This is a genomic window from Bacillus sp. BB081 (genome assembly GCF_008368895.1).
GTDB classification, from domain to species: domain Bacteria; phylum Bacillota; class Bacilli; order Bacillales; family Bacillaceae_G; genus Bacillus_A; species Bacillus_A wiedmannii.
Genome location: NZ_QOZX01000034.1, coordinates 26556 through 49417, shown reverse-complemented (window position 1 = coordinate 49417; position 22862 = coordinate 26556). Strand labels below are relative to the sequence as shown.

The following is a 22862-nucleotide window of genomic DNA, read 5'->3' as shown; positions in this document are numbered from 1 at the left end:
TACCAGTTCTTAAGCAAATTAAAAAGTCGTGGCTTATAAACGCCACGACTTTTTATATTAATTCGTACTAATTCCTCTTGCTGCCCAAATACGATCGATATCAGCAGCATGTTGTCCGCCATATAAAAGAGCATCCGCTTGCTTAATCGCTTTTGCTCCATCACTGAATTTAGAGTTTGGTGTTAATGACCAGTGTGATTGTAAAATAATTTTCGTTGCTACATCACGTCCAAAAGCTTGTGCCATCTCATATTGACCTTGTGCCCAAATTTCCCCATCATCATGTACCTCATTTGTAACATCTTTCGGATACACTTTATTCGTATCTAATCGGCGCAAGCACGTCGGATCTGAACTAGAATAAGCAGCCGCATCCCATTCTCCAACACATGCTTTTCCGTAGCCTGTTGTCGATACTGCATCTTCATACGTAGCACCTAAGAAGTCACCAAATCCTTCTCCCATCGCTCCGCCTTCTGCTGAACTACCAAAGCCAGGAACTTGGTTATCTTGAATTGAATGTCCGTATTCATGTGCGATAATACCAGCATCTTCTGCATCATCTACTCCGCCAGTACCAAAAGTTAAAGCTTTCGTTGTCGGAGAATAAAATGAGTTATCCGCCGTCGTTCCATTCACATTCACTTTAATAGAGCGATTATTAATATTTTTAAAACCTAACCCTTGAATGTAACGCTGTAATGTATCGATATGATAATACGACATAACATCTTCAAAGCTATCATTTGCACGTGTATAGTTAAATTGTAAATTTGTAGATTTTGTTTTTGCTTTTGAAGAAATTGTTACATACTCTCCAATTAAAAATCCTGTCCCATCTAAACCTTTTAACGTAACAGTCTTCAATTGATTCGTTAACGCTGTTGAATCCGCATCGTTATTATCTTTTAAGCCTACTTTACTACCACTAGATACGACTGGGTTAGGTAAAAATACTTTTCCTGTCCCTTCAGCTTTTCGGTTTATATCAACCTTTTTAATTAACTTCCCATTTTCTGCATCAATAAATGTTTCCCATGCACCAAACGGGTTATTAGAATGGACTACAACTTTATATACTGGACGAGCAATTCCCTCTTCAACAATATATCCGAATTCTTTCTCTGTAGGAGCCCATAAGTTTTGCTCACTTGCTTCTCCAACATACGCCATTGATTTTTGTATTGCATCTTTTTCACTAATTTTTGTCGTTACTTCCTTCACACCTTTGACGGATTGATAATCAGAAACAGCAAGTACGCCCTTTCCCTCTCCGTTAAGTGTAACTGTAATTTGTTTTGAAAATACAGGCGCACCATTAACAACTTGTTGGAATCTAACATATGAAGCTACTGACGTTTCTGTTGTAGAAATATATTGCAAGTCTGAAAGGTCTGTTTTCAATCCATACTGTGCAGCATTTTCTTTTAAATATTCAGTTGCTTTTTTCTGCGGCGAATAAGCTTCTAGCTTTACTTGCTGTTGTTTTTCCAACGCCGAAACCGTAGAAATCGTCCCCATTACTAATGGCACAGTCATTGCCATTGCCACCATTTTTTTATTAAACATAGAACCACTCCCCCTAATAAAGTAGCTCAACCTTATCCCATTACCACTAGGCAATCATTCCCCACAACATGGGGGGATAAAAATTGAATCTACGAGTAATTCTCTATAAACAATTCTATTACCTTTCCATTTAGGGTCAGTGAAATTTTCTCAATATTTATGCGTAAAGTGAAAACAATACTTTAGAAAGAAATTTCTAAAGTCATTCCTTATCCCTGAAACTTTTCATATTACTGTTTAAAAAAATAGACTTTTTACCTAACGGTAGGTTGAAAAAATTATTAATGAATGATACGATTTAAATAACCTTTTTTAGGAGGATCTATTATGAGTAAAAGTGAAGAAACACTCTCTTCAATAATGGAAGCAAGTTATCGCCTTTTTGCTACGTACGGTATTGCTAAAACAACTTATACGATGATTGGTGAGAAGGTTGGTATCGCAAAACCATCTATATATTACTACTTTAAGTCTAAAGATGCCTTGATTGAATGTATTTTTACTGAATTATGTAAAGCTATGCAGTTCTCTTCGTATTTTCATACAGAAGAATTTACGAAAACAAATTTTATTGAAAAATGTATTGCAATTGGCCTTAAAATAATTGATGAACAGCGAAACGACCCTTATTTTAATCTTGTGTTACAAGAATATGTTTTACTATCTTCAAGAAACAATATGTACAAAGATCGATTACTAACTGTGCAAACAGAATATTTACATGGATTTGAGGTACTCCTTACAAAAGCAAATAAACTTCAATTAATTGAAAATAAAAATCTAGTTTCAAAAGCTCATATGTTAGCATTAGTGCTTGATAATATCGGGAATTTTATGATGATTGATGCAAAGATAGATTATAAACAAATTTGGATTGAAGCTGTAAATAGCATTTTTGAAAGAAGGGATTGAAGTGAATACAAAAAAGCGCATTATCGGCTTAGATTTCGCTAGAGCTTTGGCGATGTTTGGTATGCTACTTGTTAATTTCATGGTGATAACAGGTGCAGAAGGAAATGGTCCCCCTTTTTTAATAACCCTCATGTCACTATTTGAAGGTAGAGCTTCTGCTTTGTTTGTTATACTTGCAGGCATCGGTATCACTTTAATGACTAGGTCAGCCGTTGCTAGCAATGAAAAAATAAAAATTTCTAATAGCCGAAAGACCATATGGAAACGATCACTATTCTTATTTATTTTAGGATTACTACTATATGGACTAGAGTGGACTGGGGATATAATACACTACTACGGTGTTTACCTTTTCGTCGCTGCATTACTCATTACAGTACGCAAAAAACTATTACTTTTTCTTTCTATCATTATTTTATTAATCGCACAAGCTCTTCAGCTTACTTTCAATACTTTCGAAGGTTGGGGAGGACCTACTCCATTCATAAACTATGTAGACTTCTGGACAATACAAGGTTTTCTTCGCAATTTATTCTTTAATGGCTATCACCCTATTTTCCCTTGGTTCTCGTTCTTCTTAATCGGTATGATAATTGGCAGGTTAGATCTTCATAATAAGAAAATTAGAGAAAGATTACTCTTACTGGGTATTACAATTACAATATTGTCAGAACTTTTATCAAAAGGGCTTACTCACTTTTTTATTCCATATATCGGCAAAGGGGCTGCCACATTTTTATTTAATACAGGACCCATCTTACCAAATGTATTATATATTTTATCTGCTACAGGATCCGCTATTGCTATATTAATCATTTGCCTCAACATCGCTGAAAAATATAGAAATAATTGGTTTGTCACTTCCATTGTACAAACAGGACAATTAACATTAACTCATTATGTCAGCCATGTATTTATCGGTATTGGGACGTTAATTCTATTAAATAAAATGGAACAACAATCACTACTATTCGTTTTATTATTTGCTAGTGGATTTTTCATTTTCAGCATTTTAATTAGTGTGTTATGGGGAAAGAAATTTTCTAGAGGACCTATCGAATGGATTATGAGGAAATTAGCCGGATAAATTTCCATCATACAAAAAGGAAGTTGGAATCATTCCAACTTCCTTTTTTCTTTAATGAGCCGCGCTTAATTTAATTCGAACTTTCGCTTCACCTAAAGATAGTTCATCGTCTTCATTCGTTAAGTGATCAAATGTAAATTGCTTAACGAGTAAATTTTCTTCCAATAAATCTTTATGGTTCGTTAATGTTCGTTGTAGTTCTTCCTCTGTATCAAGAATAACATCTACTCGTAAATTAACCGGTAAATTTAACTGCTTACGATATTCTTGAACCGCTCGAATGAATTCACGAGCTACTCCTTCTTGTAACAATTCTTCCGTTACATTCATATCTAACATAACTGTATATTGTCCGTTAGTCGTATTAGAAAATCCTGATTTTGCGACTTTCTCTACCAGTACATCTTCAGCTGTTACAACTACTTCTTCTCCTGGTGCTGCTTCGTAAACTGCTCTTTCTGTAGATACAAAATGTTGCACTTCTTCTTTTGGTAATTGTTTTAGCCATGTATTTACTGCATTCACATTTTTACCAAGCTTCGGCCCAGCTGTTTTAAAATTCAGCTTTAATTGATAGGACGTATATTTCGTTTCATCGAGTTCAACATGAAACGCTTTGACATTTAGCTCATCCATGACGATATCACGATAAGATTCCCAATCCATATCATTTTCATTATGCGCTAGTAATACAAGTTCTGCTAACGGCTGTTTTACTTTTAAAGAATGCTGATTACGATTACTTCTTCCAAGTTCAACAACCTGTAAAACTGCATCCATTTCCTCTTCTAATTTCGGCTGAAGTAGTGATTCATTTACAACTGGATAATCCTCTAAATGAACGCTACTTGCAGTTAAATTCAAATGAATATCTTCAGCGACAAATGGTGTAAATGGTGCAATTAATTTACTAATTGTTACAAGTACTTCATGAAGTGTCTCATACGCAGCTGCTTTTTCAGCATTCATACCAGACTCCCAGAAACGATTACGTGATCGTCTTACATACCAGTTACTTACTTCATCTACAAGTGCCGCGATTTCACGAGCTGCATTCGTAAATTGATAATCATCAAGTGCTGTTCTCACTTTTTTCGTAGTGCTATGCAATCTTGATAATACCCATTCATCCAATTTCGTCCGCTTTACATCATACGTTTCTTTCGGATTATACCCATCTAAATTTGCATATAAAACATAGAAGCTATACACATTGACTAATGTATCTACAAACTTAGATTTTGCTTCCAGTACTGTTCTTTCAGAAAAACGTTTCGCATTCCACGGTGCACTGTCAACGAGTAGCGCCCATCTTAAAGCATCTGCACCAAACTGATTTACTAAATCAACTGGATCTAGTGCATTCCCTTTACTTTTAGACATTTTCTGTCCTTCTTCGTCTAATACATGTCCTAGTGATAACACTCGTTTATAAGGTACTTTTCCTGTATATAGTGCTGATACTGCTAATAAACTATAAAACCATCCGCGTGTTTGATCAATGCCTTCTGCAATAACATCCGCTGGAAACTGTTCTTCAAATAACTCTTTATTTTCAAATGGATAATGATATTGCGCAAATGGCATGGAACCACTATCAAACCAAACATCAATTACTTCTGGTGTACGATTCATTGTACTTCCGCATTTTTCACAGCAAACTTGCACTTCATCTACATATGGCTTATGCAATTCCAAATCTTCCGGTGTTTCTTTTGTACTATGCTTTCTTAAATCAGCAATGCTTTTCGGTGCGAATTGATGATCGCAACTTTCACATTCCCATACGTTTAATGGTGTTCCCCAATATCTATTTCGGCTAATATTCCAGTCCACCATATTTTCTAAAAACTTACCAAAGCGTCCATGTTTCATATGGTCTGGATACCAAGTAACAGAATCGTTATTTTGCAAAAATGTATCTTTAATTGCAGTTGTTCGGATTAACCAACTCTCTCCTGCATAATAAAGAAGTGGTGAATCACAACGCCAGCAATGTGGGTAGCTATGTTCATACTTTTCTTTATGATACAGTAAACCTTCCTTCGCTAAATGACGAACGATATCCACGTCACAATCTTTAACAAATTTCCCTTTCAAAAATGGTACTGCTTCTGTATATTCACCTTTCTCATCTACAACATGCAAGAATGACAATCCTTCACTTTGAACGACTCTATAATCGTCCTCCCCATATGCTGGAGCGATATGAACGAGTCCTGTACCACTATCTGCCGTGACAAAATCTGCTGCGATAACGTGATAGCCATTTGTAACTTCTTTCATTGGAAATGGCGGCATATAAGATGTGTTTACTAATTCTTCACCTTTATGAACAGATAATACTTCATAGTCTTCTTTTAATACATCTTGTACACGTTCTTTCGCAACAATGTATACATGACCTTCTTGTTTCGCTTTCACGTATTCCATATTTGGATGTACAGCGAGCGCAACATTTGCTGGAAGTGTCCAAGGTGTCGTTGTCCACCCTAGGAAATATTCATTTTCACTATCTTTTACTTGAAACTTAACTGTTGCACTTAAGTCTTTTACTGTTTTATACCCTTGTGCAACCTCATGTGAACTTAGTGAAGTTTGACAACTTGGGCAGTATGGTGAGACTCTATGCCCTTTGTACAATAATCCTTTTTCATGAATCGTCCCTAAAATATGCCATACACTTTCGATATATGGATTCTCTAGCGTAACGTATGGATCATCCATATCTACCCAATAACCGATGCTTTCAGTGAATTCACGCCACTGCTTCTCATATGTGAATACACTCTCTTTACACTTCTGAATAAATGGCTCAATTCCATACTCTTCAATTTCATGTTTACCAGAAATACCGAGTTGCTTCTCAACACCTAATTCTACAGGTAAACCGTGTGTATCCCATCCCGCTTTTCGTAGCACTTTATAACCAGCCATCGTTTTATATCTTGCTACTACATCTTTAATTGTCCGTCCAAGCGCATGACCTACATGCGGTAATCCATTCGCCGTTGGTGGTCCTTCATAAAACACAAAAGACTGTGCGCCTTCTCGATTCTGAATTGATTGCTCGAAAATACTTTGCTCGTTCCACTGCTTACGAATACGTGTTTCTCTCCCTACAGCTGACTCTTTTACATCTACTTTCTTCATCTACAATCACTCCTTTTGAATATTTTAAAGCACACAAAAAACCCGTCCCTATGAAGTAGGGACGGGTTTAACCGCGTTACCACCCTAATTCTATTAGCTCTTCGCTAATAGCACTTAGCAACGTACTATCATACGTGTTCTTTGTAACGGTAGACATCCGTCCGGGCTTACTTATTTTCAGCCTCGGCTCCTCGGAGATGATTTTCAAATAACGTCTGCACACCGGCTTTCAGCTATACACCGGCTCTCTGGGGAACAATTCATTATTTTACTCGTTCTCGTCTTCAGATTTGTATACTTTATTAAAAGCTATTTTATGCCATTGGGCAATAAATTGTCAACTAATTCGAAATATATATTTAATTATACCCTTTTTTCACAATTCCTATACAATTATTTCTTAAATTCTTGTATTCCAGCTAAATCTTCATCTTCTTCAATAAGCTCAGCAAAGAATCTTGATTCATCCTCACGAAGAACAATTTCAAGCTCTTGCTTCGCCTCTTCAATTCTATTTAACTGTGCTAAATAACAAGCGCGATCATATCTTGCTAACAAATCACTCGCATCTATTGTTAATACATCATTTGTTATTTTTTCTGCCTTTAGTGTTTGTCCGGCACCATGATACGAAGATGCTAAAGAAAGAAGAATTGCTGCTTCATTTGGATGATGTATAGAAGCATTTTCTAATACATGAATTGCCTCTTCAAACCTTTCTTGACTTTGATACATTTCTCCTAAAGCAAGAAACGCTCTACTTACAAACGGTGTTTGCTCCATTAATTGTAAGGTAATCTTTTCTGCTTTTCTTTCTTCTCCTATTTTAAAGAATACTTGTGCTTGTAAAAGAAGCGTATCATAATCATCTGGTAACTCTCGAACCATTTGCTTCGTTAATTCTGAAGCATCCCGTAACATATCTTCTTCTTCACACGCCATGAAAAGATTTACAAGTTGCTTCGCTACATCGTAATCCCATTTATTTTCTAACGATGTTTGCAATACATCTATCGCCTCTTTATACATCGCCACATTCTCGTAAAATAGTGAAAATCGCTGCGCTGCCATACTATTTTTTTGATTTAACTTTAACGAGATTTCATACAAATCAATGATTGTAGTAATAATCGAAATTTCTTTCGCACGGTTTTTCATACGATAAAAAGCTCTCGTAATTATGGATTTTTTCGGCTGTTCATTTTGTTGCCGTTCAATCCATCTTTCCGTCACCGCAGATGCAGCATACATAAATGCCATACTTCTTTCTGCCTTCTTCACCTTTAATGTATGAAGAAAATCTCGTATGTTAGACAATTTCTTATGTTGTTCTATCGTTTTTACATACACATCAAATATTTGTTCATTATTTGCATCTTTTTGTATAACTTTCATTGCAATTTCAATTGCTTTTGCATTCCTTTTTTTCACTAACACTTTGGCATAATGATATAGAACTTCTATATGCTCACTATCTAATTGAAGTGCCTCTTCAATCTGTGCTTGTTCTTTATCTATTTCATCCATCGCTCCATACACATATGCAATCGCATCTAATCGCCATATTTCAGGTGCTTCGTCCGCTAATTGTTCTAGTTCTGTCAGTAACTCTTCCTGAAGACTCATTTCTACTGAAAGCTGTGCCAAATATTCCATATTAATATGCATCGGCTCTTCTTTCATAGCCTGAACCATATGACTTTGTTCTTTAGAACGGTTTTCTTCTTTTTCGTATATTTCCGCAAGCTGTAAATGTACACCGACGAAATTCCCATCAAGCTCTAAACAAGTTTCATACGCTTGCTTTGCTTCTGTCAATTGCCCTAATGCCATAAGTGTTTCACCAATTCGGTAATACGGTAATGCCGTTTCCTTTTGTTCTATCGCCTTATTATACCTTTTCATCGCTTGGCCGTACTGCCCAATAGATTCATATAAAATACCTGTATAACAACCGTATTCGCTTATTTCATTTCTTTCTTTGTGTAACGTTCTTAAGAATGCTATACCTCTTTGTACAAATACCGTTCCTTTAATTCGATTCACATATTCATCTAACGCACTTGCCACATTATATTCGCTCTGCTTTATACCACTCTCTAACTTAGACAAAGCTACTTTAAACCCTTCTTCATTTCCACCAAGTTCAATCTCAGCATCCCATAAAACCATTCCCGCATTCATAAGAAAATCTTGGCTCTTTTCAATTTGTTTTTCAATACCGAGAATATATTGTTTCGCTTCCTTGTATTGTTCTTTCGCCATATAAACTTGCGTAAGTCCAAAGTGAGAATAAACATCATCATGATTTTCTTCTAAAGCACGATTATACAATGTTTCTGCTTCTTCCAGACTATCATTTTGAAAATGATAGTCACCGAGTTTTACGTATAGAGGTGCCTTATCGTCACAATTCTCAATACCTTTTAATAAAATTTCTTTCGTACTTTCCTCATCCTTCAAATCAGACTCGTATATTTCCGAAAGTTTCGTATAGATGTAAGGTGCATTACTATCCAAATAAATCGCTACTTTAAGCCCTTTTATCGCTAAATGTAATTTCCCTAAATGATGCGCACATCTCGCGCGCTCATACCATACATGTGCCTCATTTTTATTCTCTCTTAATAGGTCATTAAAAATTTCATACGCTTCTTCATATCTTTCTAAATCTATTAATATTAATCCGTGATTCGTTAAAGTGAATCTTTCTGGAGTACGTTCTAAAGCAACTTGAGAAAACTGCAACGCCTTTTCAGATTGATCGATATACATGTATGATAAAGCGAGAAAACTCCAAGCAATCGGCTGATCTGCGTCTAATTGTAATGATGAACGAAAACTTGAAATCGCTTCTATATAACTTTCCTGTTCAAAAGCATATCTTCCGTTTATTAAATGATATAAAGCACGATTATTTTTCTTCTCAACACTTGTCAGCATTTGCCCGGCTTTTTCTAATTCTTGAAGGCGAATAAAGCACTGCGCACCATGCAATTTAACAAAATCTGAGTTCGGAAACTTCTCCATTAACTTTTCAATACAACATATAATAAACTCATTATCTACTTCAACATCTAAATGCTTAACCGTATATAACCACGTATTCGGATTATCACTCGTCTCTTTTAAAAATTGTACTAAGTTATAAATCCCCTCTTTATCATGTTCATCTAAATGATCCGTAAGAGAAAAAATAGATTTAAAATAATGATTTTCTTCTTCATTTAAAAATGCTAATTGCTCCTTCTTTTCTTTCGGAACAAACGTAATCGCTAAACAACCTGTGTAACGATATTTTTCTTGTAACTTACTATATTCCACAATAACTGGTTCTATAAAGTTCGGATCTTGAACATAAAAAGCTTGTAACGTATCATCATATCCAGATAGCACTTGTACATGTGAAGCATGCTCAATATCTATACTTAATAAAACAGGAATCCCTTCATCCAGCAGTCTCTTATAATTTTCCTCATTACCTTTAAAATAACGATATTCATAACCTAATTCTTCTAAATAAGAAACAGTATCTGAAAACTTTGAGCCTGTCATATCAAAAATAAACTCTGCTATTTCATCTTGTGTACATTTTTCTCCCCATAACTGCAACATCATTTCTAAACTTGTCGGAACACAATAATTATCCTTTTGTACAATAGGAACTATCGGTAAATGCACCTTTTTTCCATCTGGATTTTTTTCTAAATTATGATATAAAGACTCTTTTAAACTTTTTTCTTCTTTTAATAACTGTTGTAAATCTACAAGTTTATTCATTTTGTAAAGCGCTTCTGCACGTAAATGTACAAAGTAAGCTTTATACGCATGATAAGGAAGCTGATTATTTATGTTATCTATTACCGCTAACATTTCTTCATACTTCCTTAAATCTAATAAATATTTTACCTTTTCAAAATGAAAATATGGTACTTGTGGGAACTTTACAATCGCATCATCAATTAGCTGTAATGCACGTTTTTGTTCTCCTTGATTCGCATATAATTGTGATAATAAATAGGTAGATAGCTCTTCACAATCTTTATGCTGCATGCCGGCTATAAATTGTTCTTCTGCTTTCTCCCATTCACCTGTATGCATATAGACGTAGCCCCATTTATCAAATACGGCACGTGAACTGTACTCCTCTGCCTTTTGCATATAGATTAGGGCTTCTTCATTTCGTTTCATTTCCAACAAACATCGTACTAACGTAAAATATGTTTTCGCTAAAAGATCAGCTTCTATTTCTTCTTTACTTACCTCTTCTAATGAGTCTTTTAACAACTGTTCTACTTCAAGTATTTTCCGCTCATCAATTAACTCATCACAATATAAAGAGAGCGTTCTCATATTTGGGAATTTTTTGTAGGCGTAGCGAATGAGGAATGAACTGTATTGGTGCATAAGCCCTTCATCAGTAAGACGTATTAATATGTCAAACTCCTTATGTGAAGGAACACTAGCAAGCCAACTCTTCAAATAAGATAAAGTATTCTTTTCTTTTATATATGAAATTTCATTATTTATTTCCTGTAATCCATCTATAAATCTCTTGTCTTTCAAACAAGCATCTAACTGCTTAAAATCTAGCATGTATTCACCTCGAATATTTATTTGTACTGCTACTTGCTTAGATTTTACACATCATATTGTAGGTATTCAACTAAAATCTCTTATAATAGATGGTATTAATTAATATTATTCAAATTTATAACAAAATATAGTAAAAATGATTGTTTTCCCCCATATTTTGTTTAATTAAATGGAATAACGTAACATGAGGAGCTTATCTTTTGGAAGCTGAAATCCGTACATGAAATTATATCGGCGATTTTCAAAATATATCAGCGATTATACAGTGGATATCGACTTACCGACAAAAAATGACAATCCTCAATATACCTCTACCTTTTAACATTCTATGTCACCAAATGTAATTTTCATATTCGGAGCATATACTAAAGACGAATGCATTTGAAATGCTTTAAAAAATCGGAGTTCAGCTTCATATTGTGCTAGCGCATCATCATATATTAACCCTCTAGACATTAAACGTTCTATAAATTGCTGTTTATCACCCGGATCACCTGCAATTCCCTCTTCTTTTAACGAATGATACAACCTTTGTTTATCATTATGATGCATATTAGAATCTAAAAAGTTCACTTTATCACTTACTCTACATTGAATATTTTTTACGCCTAGTTCACTTAAAAATATCGGTATTTTCATACCAATATTTCCATCTTTTCCGCTTCTCTGCATGTCACTTTCAAATAACTTCTGCAAAGCACCTAGCCTAATAATTTCCGATTGATTCTCTCCATTTAAAGAGTATGAAGACATATTTGATATCCAATGTGGTTCAAAACAGATTATTTTTCCGTTCCTTTTAACTGAATGCATCATTTTTTGTACCATCATTTTTGGCGAACTCATATGTAATAAGAAAGCATGACAAATTGCTATATCGTATGTATCTTTCAATTCAATTTCTGTAGCATCTCCCTCAAGAAATTCTGTCTCATACGGAAGTAAACGAAACAACTCTCTCGCTTCAGATAATAATGTTTCTCCACTATCAATGCCTGTATACTTTGATCCTTCTGGAAGTAAAGGCATTAATATTAAGCCTAAATAACCATATCCACAACCATAATCAACGATATGTACTGGCTTAGTAACCTTCCACACAGTATTTATTAAAAAGCTTACATAATCATCATTGTAATATAGATCTCTCGTGTTTTTTAAATATGTTAGTTTACTGTTCCAATCGTATGTTTCCAAGTTTAACGCCTCCTTTTTATATATGACATTACAATTCTCCATTTAATATGGACATTCCTACACTTGAAACAATTCTAGAAAAGTTTAGATTTAATAAAATTAAACTTCTGCTTTCACATTTTCTATAAAAATAAATAGGCATACATATCTACTATGATACGTATACCTATTTATTTTACATCTCCTCAGGAGCCTCTACCCCTAGTAAACGTAATCCCTCTTTTAATACAACTGTCACAGCATACACTAATGCAAGTCTGCTGTCTTTCTCTTCACTCTCTTCCAATATACGTACATTTCCGTAATATTTATTGAACGATTGTGCTACATCTAATACGTATTTTGAAATAATAGATGGCTCATTTTTATTGAAGGCTGCTTCAATTACTTGTGGAAACTTATTAAGTAATTTTACGACGCTCCAGCTATGATCATCTTTTAATGCAAACATACACGTTTCAAATTCTACACTTTCTTTTCTTAAAATAGAGCAAGCGCGTGCATGTGTGTACTGTACATACGGCCCTGTTTCACCTTCAAATTTCAGCATGTTTTCTAATGAGAATTCAATATTATGCATACGCTCATTTTTTAAATCATGGAAGATAACTGCGCCAGCGCCGACTTGCTTTGCTACTTCTTCTTTTTGTTTTAAGTTTGGATTTTTCTCTTCAATATTTTGTTTTGCAAGGTCTATTGCTTCCTCAAGTACTTCTTCAAGTAAAATAACTCTTCCTTTACGTGTCGACATTTTCTTACCGTCTTTTAAAATGAACCCAAACGGTACATGTTCCATGCCCTCAACCCAATTGTAACCAAGCTTTTTTAATACCGTGAAAAATTGATTAAAATGTAAACTTTGTTCTGGGCCAACTACATATAACGCTTTATCAAATGCATATGTGTTTTGACGGTATATAGCTGCCGTTAAGTCACGTGTTGCGTAAATCGTCGCACCATCTGATTTTCTAATTAAGCAAGGCGGCATTCCCTCTTCTTCTAAATTAACGACTAACGCGCCGTCAGACTCTTCAAGCAAATCATGTTCTTCTAAAATTCCAATAAAATCTTCCATTAAATTATTATAAAAAGCTTCTCCTTGAAAATTAGTAAATTCAACACCGAGAAGTTCATAAATACGAGAAAATTCTTTTAAGGATTCGTGACGGAACCAATTCCAAAGCTCAACCGCTTCTTCATCACCTTCTTCTAATTTCTTAAACCAAGCGCGTCCATCTTCTTCTAGTTCTTCGTCGTCTTTTACCTCTTCATGGAATTGAACATATAACTTAAATAGTTCACGGATTGGATCTTCTTTAACTACTGCTTCATTTCCCCATTTTTTATAGGCGGTAATTAACTTTCCAAACTGTGTTCCCCAATCCCCAATATAATTAATTCCTACAACTTCATAACCACATTTTTCAGCGATATGTTTCAATGAATTACCTATCATCGTAGAACGTAAATGCCCCATTGAAAAAGGTTTCGCAATATTAGGAGAGGAATAATCAATAACTACCGTTTTTTCACAACCAATGTGATTTTGACCGTACTCTTCTTTCTCCGCTAAAACCATTTTTAATACTGCATCACTTACAATTTCACGATTAAAAAATACATTTACGTAAGGACCAACGGCCTCTACTTTCGTAAAAAATGGATCACTTAATTTCTCCGCAACTTCCTTTGCGATAATAGCTGGTGATTTTTTATATTGTTTCGCAAGTGAAAAACATGGAAATGCCGCATCTCCGAATTCATCTTGTTTCGGCGTTTCGATTAAATCTAAAATTTGGTTTTGCGTTAATTCATTCGTGAAAATATTAGATAAACTTTCCGCAAACTGCGTTTTATAATCCATACTACAACCTCCTTGTTTTTTAAAACACAAAAAACTCGTCTCTAAAAAAGAGACGAGTTTTAACCCGTGGTACCACCCTTGTTGTTCATTACGAACCACTTTCCCGTTTATAACGAGGACAGGGGACCTCGGCTTACTCTACTATTCGTTCAAGAAGCATCTCCGAAGTGCGCTTCATCTTTTTCTTCCGCACTAGGCTCACACCATCCCTAGCTCGCTTTCCTTCTAAAAAAGACTACTCTCTTCATCACAGATCGTATATTTAATTAATTATTGCTTATTATACATCTTTTCAAACAATTAGCAAGGGTCAATTACACCAAAGTGAAACTTAGCACTTTTTCTTTTGTATACGTGAAAATTATGTTTTTCAAATCTAGAACTACGGAAATGATCTTTCAAAACGACACGCTTTCTCGCCACACGCTTCGCTTCTGCAATTGTTTCGTCAGTAATATCATGATACAAAGCGAAGTGTTTTAATCCTTTTATTCCATCTGATTCTATTACAGTTTCTTCAAACATCGGATCAAGGTACACGACATCATAACTATTGTCTTCACATTGTGTTAAAAATGCGTAATGCTCCGTTTGCTTCACATCGATTCGTTGCATTGCTTCATCAATTTCAGAAATAGTTGAAGACCATGTTTTCAAACCATTTTCCATAATATAAGCCATATACTCATTGCCTTCAAGTCCCGTTACTTTTCCGCCTTCACCAACAATATAACTAGCTACAATACTATCTGATGCCATACCGAGCGTACAATCTAATACTGTCATCCCGCTCTCTAATTGCGTGGCTTGTACAAACGGATCGTGTTCTCCGCGCATTAACCTTTTTACACGAAACATCGCTGAGTTTGGATGAAAGAAAAATGACTCTTCCGTTCCTCTCGGATAAATAGCTAATCGATTTTTCCCTACAACAAGTACATCTTGTTCATACTGCTCATGTAGTTTATGTACCGGTACGTCATTACGTTTAACGAAAGAACGATTTAATTCTGCTGCTACCTTATTTGCGTAATCTGTCATTTCTTTGTTTGTTCTTCCTGCTGTTGTTACGATCATTGTTTCACCTCTATATAAAGAAAAGAGGGAGATTTACTCTCCCCCTTCTTTAGCAATTCTTTTCAAAAGCTTGTTCTAAGTTCGTAATAATTTCGTCCATAGTTGCACCTTCAATTTCATGACGGTGAATGAAGTGAACAACTTCTTTTCCTTTTAATAATGCCATAGATGGTGAAGATGGAGGAATTTCTCCGAAGTATTCACGCATTTTTGCAGTAGCATCTTTATCTTGACCTGCGAATACAGTTACAAGATGATCAGGTTGTTTTTTAGCACGAACAACTGCTTGACCTGCTGATGGGCGTGCTAAACCAGCTGCACAACCACAAACAGAGTTTACAACTACTAAAGTTGTACCTGCTGTGTTTTCCATAAATTCTGTTACAGCTTCTTCTGTAGTTAACTCTTCAAACCCAGAACGCACTAATTCTTGACGCATTGGGATTACCATTTGGCGCATGTATTCTTCATAAGCATTTGACATCTTGTAATCTCTCCTTCAACTTTCATTCCAAATTCATCATATCACGCTCTATTACTAGGTGCAAAAGAAAGATTACGATGATTTCATTTTTTTGTAGGGATTTCACAAACCCCACCACGGCAATGTCCAACTGGGACAAGTTTTCTATTGTTAGCGATATAATCGTATACTTTACTTCCAAATCCAAGTACGATAGATAGTTTTATAAAAGGCACGGCAAACCAGTAAGATGGAACAGCCTTTGCTAATACATGTATGCTATGAATCCCGTCATACCACTTATTATTTTTTAAAATATACAATCTTTGTTCCATCTTGCTTTGTAGTTCTTGAGAAAGTTCATACTTCTCAACTACATCTACATCTCGAAATGAAACAAATTTCATCTTACCCTTTTTATCTAATTTTTTCGTACGTTCTGCAACCGCCGTACACATCGGGCACCAACTATCATAGAAAACAATCATACATTATTCCCCTTTACGAGACTCCGTCATTTGTTTCCATACAGAACCTTTTGCTTCTTCTCCGCCTTCAATACGCTCTAATGCTAGACGCGCTTGCATCGCTACTTCAAACTCCGGATCATCTTGCGCTGCTTTTAATGCAGGAATCGCACTTTCATCTCCAAGTTCAAATAAGAACATTGCTGCACGCCAGCGTACTAATTTACTTGAATCTTTCAGAGATTTAATCATAACGAACATCGCTGCTGGATCACCTACGTCAGATAAGCAATCGCCCGCTGTACGGCGAACACTTACTGAACGATCTAATAACGCTTTATATAATAACGGCAATACCCCATCACCTTTTACCATACCTAAATACGCTGTTGCTAAACGGCGGATTGAAACTTTTTCATCATCTAACGCCATCTTCAATACTGGCATATCTTCTTCAGTAGGATCCATTTGCTCTAATGCTGCAAAACGGTTTTTCCAGTCAGAGTCTTTCATCATCTCTTCTGTTACTTTATATGGCTCACGCTTTTGAATCGTTACTTCAACAGCACCTGCCTGGTTTAATAATTCTTTAACTGTTTCATTTACACGTTCTTCTGAATAAGCAGCAACAATCTCTTCCACTACTTCTTTCCCGATTTCTTCAAAGTTACCGTAACGTGTACTTTGTTCCACCCATTTACGTTCTTTTACAACATTTGGTGCAGACATTTGAACTTTCATAATTGATTCTTTAAAACGATCTGGTAATCCAACACGTTCTTCTGTTGTTCCATCTGTTAACTTTACTTGCATTGGAATTGTAAAGAACATTTGAACAAACACTTTCACTTCTCCAAAATGAGCAAGTTGTTGTTCTTCACTCTCTTCTACTACCTCTTCGCCGAAAACAGCACGAACTTGTTGTAATAAAACTTTCCAATCAAACTTTGCATTTCGCTCTACTGCTAAAAAGTCGGCTACATGATATACACCTTTAATGCCTTCAATTTTCAAAATTTCTTGCACTTGCATTGGTGCTTGTTCTTTATTTTCATTTGTATAATTATTACGCGCTCCTGATGGTAATACTTCATTCAAAATAACTTTCATTGTATTTGGACTTGGCGTCGGTTCAATTGCTTTAATCTTCACGTAAAAAACTCTCCTTTATTGCATGTTCTTAGCTGTATTGTAACATGTTCCACCTCTCTAAACCTACTCGGATGCTTTATCTTGCTGATTTCTTTCCATCATCATACTTTTTCATTCTTTCTCTTTCCACCTAATTCCCCCAAACCATTGTTTAAAGTCCCCTCTTATTGTGATGCGCCCTCCCGCCTTCTCTCCAAAAATGTAATGCTCTCAATCAAAACTTCAGTTCTATATATTCTCTTCCCCTGATCATCCTCGTAATTACTCGTATGAATACGTCCGGTAATTCCAACAAGTGACCCTTTCGTACAATATTCAGTTACATTCTCAGCCGATTTTCTCCATACGAGACAATTAATAAAATCTACTTGTTGCTCACCTAAACTATTTCGAAAACCTCTATTTACCGCAACACATACTCGTGCATAAGCGACGCCTTGCTTTGTGTAGTATAATTCTGGCTCCTTCGTCAATCTACCGATTAATACAACTCGATTCATCATAAGTTATACCACCTCACATATTTTTCTTCATTGTAAAGAAAAATGTTTGAAGGGTAAAAAGCGTAAAATAATATAATTTAAAGTAAAAAAATATTATTTTATATGTTATAAAAACAAAAAAGAAACCTTACATATTTAAAACATGTAAGGTTTCAAAATTTATACTTCACTACATGATATGTAATATCCACCGCGAGCCATCTTTATCTCAACATGGTACATTACATTTTCTAAGTAAAAAGTAATCGGTTTAACTTTACTCTCAAAATTCAATTGTTCCTGACATTCAACCGCATACCTTTCGATAGTGGAAATAATAACTTCTGATGATGGATACGTTAAAGCATCATCTAGTTCTATGAAAAAACTTTTAGAAAATAGTTTTTTCATAATCCCTTTCTTCTCTTTCATCATATTCCATCCCCTTCATTCCAAATTAACAGCATCCAATGATACTACATTCTCAATTTATCTTTGAAAATAAAAAAATCCTGCATTTTTCATGCAGGATTTTTTTATTAGTCATTTTTCGTAAAGTAAGAAACGAAACGAAGAATTTCTAAGTATAACCAAACTAATGTAAGCATTAGTCCCATCGCAGTGTACCACTCCATATATTTCGGAGCTTGACTACGTACACCATTTTCGATTAAATCGAAATCTAGTAATAAGTTTAATGCAGCAACTACGATAACAACTGCACTAATAATAATACCGATTGTACCACCTTGGTGAATGTACGGAACAGTCACACCAAACATGTTTAATAGAAATACGACTAAATACATAACCATAATTCCAAGTGTTGCTGCCATCACGCCTGTACGGAATTTATCCGTTACTTTTACTACACGCGTTGCATATAACACTAACATTGCAAATAGAATTGAGATTGTTAGTAATACAGCATTTAAAACGATAGAATCGCCAAATTTCATTGTATAAACCGCTGAAATACTACCTAATACAACTCCTTCTACCGCCGCATAGATTGGTGCACCAAAAGGTGAAATACGCGGGAAGAACATTGACGCAAATGCGATGATTGCCGCAACGATTAAAGCACCAATTAACACTGGCATCTTCATCGTCCCCTGCATCATTTGTATGTATGAATAGACAGACGTTGCAAGTAGCAAGATAAGCATAATAAACGTTTTGCCTACTGTTCCGCCAATCGTCATCGCAGAAGCGCTTGCTCCCTCTTTACGGAATGCCTCTTTTTTCAACATTGGATTAGATGTTCTCATTTTTTCCCTCCTAAAATAGGTTCTACCAATAGTGTAAAGTTTTTCTCTTTACTTTTCAATATATGCAGCTTGTTTTTATTTTAATCCTTCAACGATGTCTGATAGTTCACTCCATCTTTCCATCGTTTTTTCTAGTTCTTCTTCTGTTTTCTGCTGTGCTTCAGATAATTCTTGTGCCTTTGTGAAGTCAGATCCAACTTTCGCAAGTTCTTCTCCAATTGACTCAATTTTCTCTTCTAGTTCGGCAATTGTATCTTCAATTGTTTCCCATTCACGCTGCTCATTGTATGAAAGTTTACGTTTACGTTGTTGTTTCGGAGCTTCTTCTACCACTTTTTTCTCTTTTTGAACTTCCGCCTTCTCAATAAGCTCTTTCGTCTTTTCCATTTCTAAAAAGTCCGTATAACTACCTAGGAATTCACGCACTTCGCCTCCGCCACTAAAGATGAACAATTCATCTACTACTTTATCTAAGAAGTAACGGTCATGCGATACAGTTAAAACGACACCTGGGAAATCTTCTAAATAATCTTCCAGTACTGTTAATGTTTGTGTATCTAGATCATTCGTAGGTTCATCCAGTAATAGTACGTTTGGTTCTCCCATTAAAATACGCAATAAATATAAACGTCTTCTTTCACCACCAGATAGTTTACCAAGTGGTGTACCATGTGAATGCGTCGGGAATAAGAAACGTTCTAGCATTTGAGATGCACCAATTACTTTTCCGTCTGTCGTATGAATAACTTCTGCAATCTCTTTAATGTATTCAATCATACGTTGATTTAAATTCATCTCTTCGTTTTCTTGCGTATAATAAGCAACTTTTACAGTTTGCCCTACTTCAACTTCACCACTATCAGGAGATAGCTTACCTGCAAGCATATTTAAAAGAGAAGATTTCCCACTTCCATTCGCTCCAATGATTCCGATACGATCTCCTGGTTTCACAATATGATTAAAGTTGTGTAATACCGTTTTATCACCGAATTTTTTCGTTACATCTTTTAACTCAAGTACTTTTTTCCCAAGGCGACTCCCGCTAAGCGCAATATCAACTGACTGTTTTGCAGCTGGTCCTTCTTGACCTTTTAACTCATCAAATCGTTGAATACGTGCTTTTTGCTTTGTCGAACGAGCTTTTGCACCACGTCGGATCCATGCTAATTCGCGGCGATATAGGTTTTGACGTTTTGATTCTTGCGCAATTTCTTGTTCTTCACGAAGTGCTTTCGCTTCTAAAAACGTACTGTAATTCCCTTCATAACTATACAGTTTTCCATTGTCTAATTCGAAAATACGATTCGTCACACGATCTAAGAAATAACGATCATGGGTTACAAGTAATACGGCACCATTATATCGTGCTAAATATTCCTCTAACCATTCCACTGTCTCATGGTCAAGATGGTTCGTAGGCTCATCTAAAATTAATAGATCCGGTGTTTCAATAAAACATTGCGCCATTGCAATACGCTTTTTTTGTCCACCAGATAGGTTTCCAACAGTTGCTGTGAAATCAGTAATTCCTAATTTCGTTAATAACGATTTTGCATTCGCATTTGCTTCCCATGCACTCATCGCATCCATACGTTGCTGCACTGCAAATAATTGTTCCTGTACTTTTTCATTACTTGGATCTTTTTCGATATTTAATAACGATTGTTCATAATCACGAAGAAGACGAATTAAAGGTGTATCACCATGGAACACTTGCTCTAATACTGTTAGTTTTTCATCAAACTCTGGTTGCTGTGATAAATAACTAATTGTATACCCACGTGAATGCGTCATATCACCTGTATCAGGAGTTTCTAACCCTGCAATAATTTTTAATAATGTCGATTTCCCAGTACCGTTTACACCAATAATTCCGACACGTTGTCCTTCTGTAATACTACATGATAATCCATCAAATAACGGTTTTTCTCCGTATGATTTCGATAAGTTTTCCACAGTTAACATTTTCATATTTGTGCATTCCACTCTTTCATAAATTGTTCAATAAACTGTTCCATATAACGATGGCGAACTTCAGCCTCTTGTTTTGCTGCGTTCGTGTTCATTAAGTCTTTTAGTTTTAAAAGTTTTTCATAGAAATGATTTAAAGATGGATCGTTATTTTTTCTATATTCATCTTTCGTCATCACTTCACGCGGCGAAATAGCTGGATCATACATTAATCTCCCTTTCGCTCCACCATACGCAAATGTACGAGCTATTCCAATTGCTCCTAGAGCATCTAAGCGATCCGCATCTTGAACAAGCTTCCCTTCAAGTGAATCCACTTTACCGCCATGACCACCTTTATAAGACATATTGGCGATGATATGAAGAACATGTTTACTTTCCTCTTCTTCAACATGTAACTCTTCTAACCAATCAGAAACTTTTTTCATTCCTGCTTCTTCACTTTCATTTAACTTCTCATCTGCCACATCGTGAAGTAATGCTGCCATTTCAATTATAAAACGATTTCCTCCTTCTTGCTCGGATAAAGAAATCGCCAGTTTATGTACGCGTTCAATATGATACCAATCATGCCCACTCGCATCTTTTTCTAAAATATGTTTTACAAAAGTAATTGTTTTTTGAATCTTTTCTTGTTTTGTCATTTTATCTTCACCCAGTTACTTATTGTAACACGCCCGCATTTTTTCATCACATATTTTCTTGTCCGCCCATACACTGAGTGGTAAGCATCATCATGGAGGAGGAATAAATATGTTCTATAATAATCAACCACCTTATCCACAACAACCATTTTACCCTCAGCAACAGGACCAAAGATACACAGAACAATATGAAGAACAAGAGCAACAATATGAACAAAATCCATACGAAACACCGCAAAACCAAGAAGCTAATTATCAACAAAACTCATACGACACACGTCCTAATTATGAATATCCTCAAAACCCATATGCAGCACCACAAAACCAAGAACAACAATATCAACAAAATCCATATGTAGCACCACAAAATCAAGAACAACAATTTCAGCAAAATCCATATGTAGCACCACAAAATCAAGAACAACAATATCAACAAAATCCATACGTAAATCAGCCACAACAACCGCAATACCAACAACAAATGTACCAGCCAAACTACGATGCACGTGTCTCACCGCCTAAACCACCAACAATTGATCCGACACAACCACAAATTTTACCCCCTGGACCAACATTTGATATTACACAACCACAAATCTTACCCCCTGGACCAATTACAGAACCAACACAACAACAAATCCAACAAGTTGTCGGTACACAGTTTTTACCTTTAAAAAAACCTGTACTAGATTTCGTAAAACCTTGGGTAGATTACGGTTTAAATGAAGCAAAACATACATCACACAAACACGCTTTAACAGAAGTTGCTGCGATTATGTTTTTAGTTGGGAAAGGATTCAACCCGACGATTGCACATTATATTGTAGAATCTTGGGAGAAGAATGAGCAGTTTTAGAGGTTTTTATTCTCACAAAACTATAAAAGTGTCACAAATGCCTATTTCATAAGCATTTGTGACACTTTTTGTTCGTTATGTTGAATTTCATTTCAATACTG

The 22862-nt window shown here is 35.4% G+C and carries 17 protein-coding genes and 2 other annotated features; of the genes, 3 read left to right on the top strand and 14 right to left on the bottom strand.

Annotated elements, in window-relative coordinates:
• Positions 1-57: 57 nt before the first annotated feature.
• Positions 58-1569, bottom strand: coding sequence for a M36 family metallopeptidase (locus tag DN394_RS15770; protein ID WP_064460252.1), 1512 nt, complete (start codon positions 1567-1569; stop codon positions 58-60).
• A gap of 327 nt (positions 1570-1896) precedes the next feature.
• On the opposite strand from DN394_RS15770, the gene DN394_RS15765 reads away from it, so the two are divergent.
• Together DN394_RS15765 and DN394_RS15760 are read left to right on the top strand one after the other, a co-directional pair.
• Entirely contained in the window at positions 1897-2481 is a 585-nt protein-coding gene (locus DN394_RS15765) for a TetR/AcrR family transcriptional regulator (RefSeq protein ID WP_000045221.1), read from the top strand.
• A gap of 1 nt (position 2482) precedes the next feature.
• Complete coding sequence (locus tag DN394_RS15760) at positions 2483-3568, top strand: DUF418 domain-containing protein (RefSeq protein ID WP_149293960.1); 1086 nt, start codon at positions 2483-2485, stop codon at positions 3566-3568.
• A 51-nt stretch (positions 3569-3619) separates the two neighbouring features.
• On the opposite strand, the gene ileS is transcribed toward DN394_RS15760, so the two are convergent.
• The 13 genes from ileS to DN394_RS15695 all read right to left on the bottom strand — a co-directional run bounded on the left by ileS (position 3620) and on the right by DN394_RS15695 (position 21905).
• Positions 3620-6721 (bottom strand): isoleucine--tRNA ligase, encoded by a 3102-nt coding sequence (gene ileS, locus DN394_RS15755; RefSeq protein WP_149293959.1) that lies wholly within the window; start codon positions 6719-6721, stop codon positions 3620-3622.
• Positions 6722-6775: 54 nt separating this feature from the next.
• Positions 6776-7015: a binding site (T-box leader), on the bottom strand.
• Between the two features lie 99 nt (positions 7016-7114).
• The gene (locus DN394_RS15750) at positions 7115-11317 is read right to left on the bottom strand and encodes a bacteriocin-processing peptidase family protein (RefSeq protein ID WP_064469581.1); all 4203 of its coding nucleotides are present in this window, start codon (positions 11315-11317) and stop codon (positions 7115-7117) included.
• 318 nt (positions 11318-11635) lie between these two features.
• Entirely contained in the window at positions 11636-12514 is an 879-nt protein-coding gene (locus DN394_RS15745; RefSeq protein WP_149293958.1) for a class I SAM-dependent methyltransferase, read from the bottom strand.
• Positions 12515-12689: 175 nt separating this feature from the next.
• Positions 12690-14378 (bottom strand): arginine--tRNA ligase, encoded by a 1689-nt coding sequence (gene argS / locus DN394_RS15740; RefSeq protein ID WP_149293957.1) that lies wholly within the window; start codon positions 14376-14378, stop codon positions 12690-12692.
• Positions 14379-14423: 45 nt separating this feature from the next.
• Positions 14424-14638 (bottom strand) — a binding site (T-box leader).
• A gap of 40 nt (positions 14639-14678) precedes the next feature.
• On the bottom strand, positions 14679-15455 hold the full coding sequence (locus tag DN394_RS15735) for a class I SAM-dependent methyltransferase (protein WP_149293956.1): 777 nt from the start codon (positions 15453-15455) through the stop codon (positions 14679-14681).
• Positions 15456-15504: 49 nt separating this feature from the next.
• Positions 15505-15939 (bottom strand): BrxA/BrxB family bacilliredoxin, encoded by a 435-nt coding sequence (locus tag DN394_RS15730; protein ID WP_097993957.1) that lies wholly within the window; start codon positions 15937-15939, stop codon positions 15505-15507.
• 83 nt (positions 15940-16022) lie between these two features.
• Complete coding sequence (locus DN394_RS15725; protein ID WP_098084132.1) at positions 16023-16406, bottom strand: thiol-disulfide oxidoreductase DCC family protein; 384 nt, start codon at positions 16404-16406, stop codon at positions 16023-16025.
• Positions 16407-16409: 3 nt separating this feature from the next.
• Positions 16410-17537: a conserved virulence factor C family protein gene (locus tag DN394_RS15720; protein ID WP_098084134.1), complete on the bottom strand. Its 1128-nt coding sequence runs from the start codon at positions 17535-17537 to the stop codon at positions 16410-16412.
• 164 nt (positions 17538-17701) lie between these two features.
• A complete protein-coding gene (locus DN394_RS15715) occupies positions 17702-18040 on the bottom strand; it encodes a single-stranded DNA-binding protein (protein ID WP_088080138.1) in 339 nt (112 codons plus the stop codon).
• 159 nt (positions 18041-18199) lie between these two features.
• On the bottom strand, positions 18200-18454 hold the full coding sequence (locus DN394_RS15710) for a DUF4318 domain-containing protein (RefSeq protein ID WP_149293955.1): 255 nt from the start codon (positions 18452-18454) through the stop codon (positions 18200-18202).
• 104 nt (positions 18455-18558) lie between these two features.
• Complete coding sequence (locus DN394_RS15705) at positions 18559-19290, bottom strand: Bax inhibitor-1/YccA family protein (RefSeq protein ID WP_001260655.1); 732 nt, start codon at positions 19288-19290, stop codon at positions 18559-18561.
• A 75-nt stretch (positions 19291-19365) separates the two neighbouring features.
• Positions 19366-21261 (bottom strand): ABC-F family ATP-binding cassette domain-containing protein, encoded by a 1896-nt coding sequence (locus DN394_RS15700; RefSeq protein WP_000783183.1) that lies wholly within the window; start codon positions 21259-21261, stop codon positions 19366-19368.
• Positions 21258-21905: an HD domain-containing protein gene (locus tag DN394_RS15695; RefSeq protein WP_097918180.1), complete on the bottom strand. Its 648-nt coding sequence runs from the start codon at positions 21903-21905 to the stop codon at positions 21258-21260. Before DN394_RS15695 ends, DN394_RS15700 begins: the two co-directional genes overlap by 4 nt.
• 109 nt (positions 21906-22014) lie before the next feature.
• On the opposite strand from DN394_RS15695, the gene DN394_RS15690 reads away from it, so the two are divergent.
• Positions 22015-22761 (top strand): hypothetical protein, encoded by a 747-nt coding sequence (locus tag DN394_RS15690; protein WP_097918181.1) that lies wholly within the window; start codon positions 22015-22017, stop codon positions 22759-22761.
• The last annotated feature ends 101 nt before the right edge of the window (positions 22762-22862 follow it).

Excerpts from the sequence above, each read along its gene's own strand:
- DN394_RS15770 (WP_064460252.1), bottom strand. The coding sequence starts at position 1,569 with ATGTTTAATAAAAAAATGGTGGCAATGGCAATGACTGTGCCATTAGTA.
- DN394_RS15765 (WP_000045221.1), top strand. The coding sequence starts at position 1,897 with ATGAGTAAAAGTGAAGAAACACTCTCTTCAATAATGGAAGCAAGTTAT.
- ileS (WP_149293959.1), bottom strand. The coding sequence starts at position 6,721 with ATGAAGAAAGTAGATGTAAAAGAGTCAGCTGTAGGGAGAGAAACACGT.
- DN394_RS15750 (WP_064469581.1), bottom strand. The coding sequence starts at position 11,317 with ATGCTAGATTTTAAGCAGTTAGATGCTTGTTTGAAAGACAAGAGATTT.
- argS (WP_149293957.1), bottom strand. The coding sequence starts at position 14,378 with ATGGATTATAAAACGCAGTTTGCGGAAAGTTTATCTAATATTTTCACG.
- DN394_RS15735 (WP_149293956.1), bottom strand. The coding sequence starts at position 15,455 with ATGATCGTAACAACAGCAGGAAGAACAAACAAAGAAATGACAGATTAC.
- DN394_RS15730 (WP_097993957.1), bottom strand. The coding sequence starts at position 15,939 with ATGTCAAATGCTTATGAAGAATACATGCGCCAAATGGTAATCCCAATG.
- DN394_RS15725 (WP_098084132.1), bottom strand. The coding sequence starts at position 16,406 with ATGATTGTTTTCTATGATAGTTGGTGCCCGATGTGTACGGCGGTTGCA.
- DN394_RS15715 (WP_088080138.1), bottom strand. The coding sequence starts at position 18,040 with ATGATGAATCGAGTTGTATTAATCGGTAGATTGACGAAGGAGCCAGAA.
- DN394_RS15710 (WP_149293955.1), bottom strand. The coding sequence starts at position 18,454 with ATGATGAAAGAGAAGAAAGGGATTATGAAAAAACTATTTTCTAAAAGT.
- DN394_RS15705 (WP_001260655.1), bottom strand. The coding sequence starts at position 19,290 with ATGAGAACATCTAATCCAATGTTGAAAAAAGAGGCATTCCGTAAAGAG.
- DN394_RS15700 (WP_000783183.1), bottom strand. The coding sequence starts at position 21,261 with ATGAAAATGTTAACTGTGGAAAACTTATCGAAATCATACGGAGAAAAA.
- DN394_RS15695 (WP_097918180.1), bottom strand. The coding sequence starts at position 21,905 with ATGACAAAACAAGAAAAGATTCAAAAAACAATTACTTTTGTAAAACAT.
- DN394_RS15690 (WP_097918181.1), top strand. The coding sequence starts at position 22,015 with ATGTTCTATAATAATCAACCACCTTATCCACAACAACCATTTTACCCT.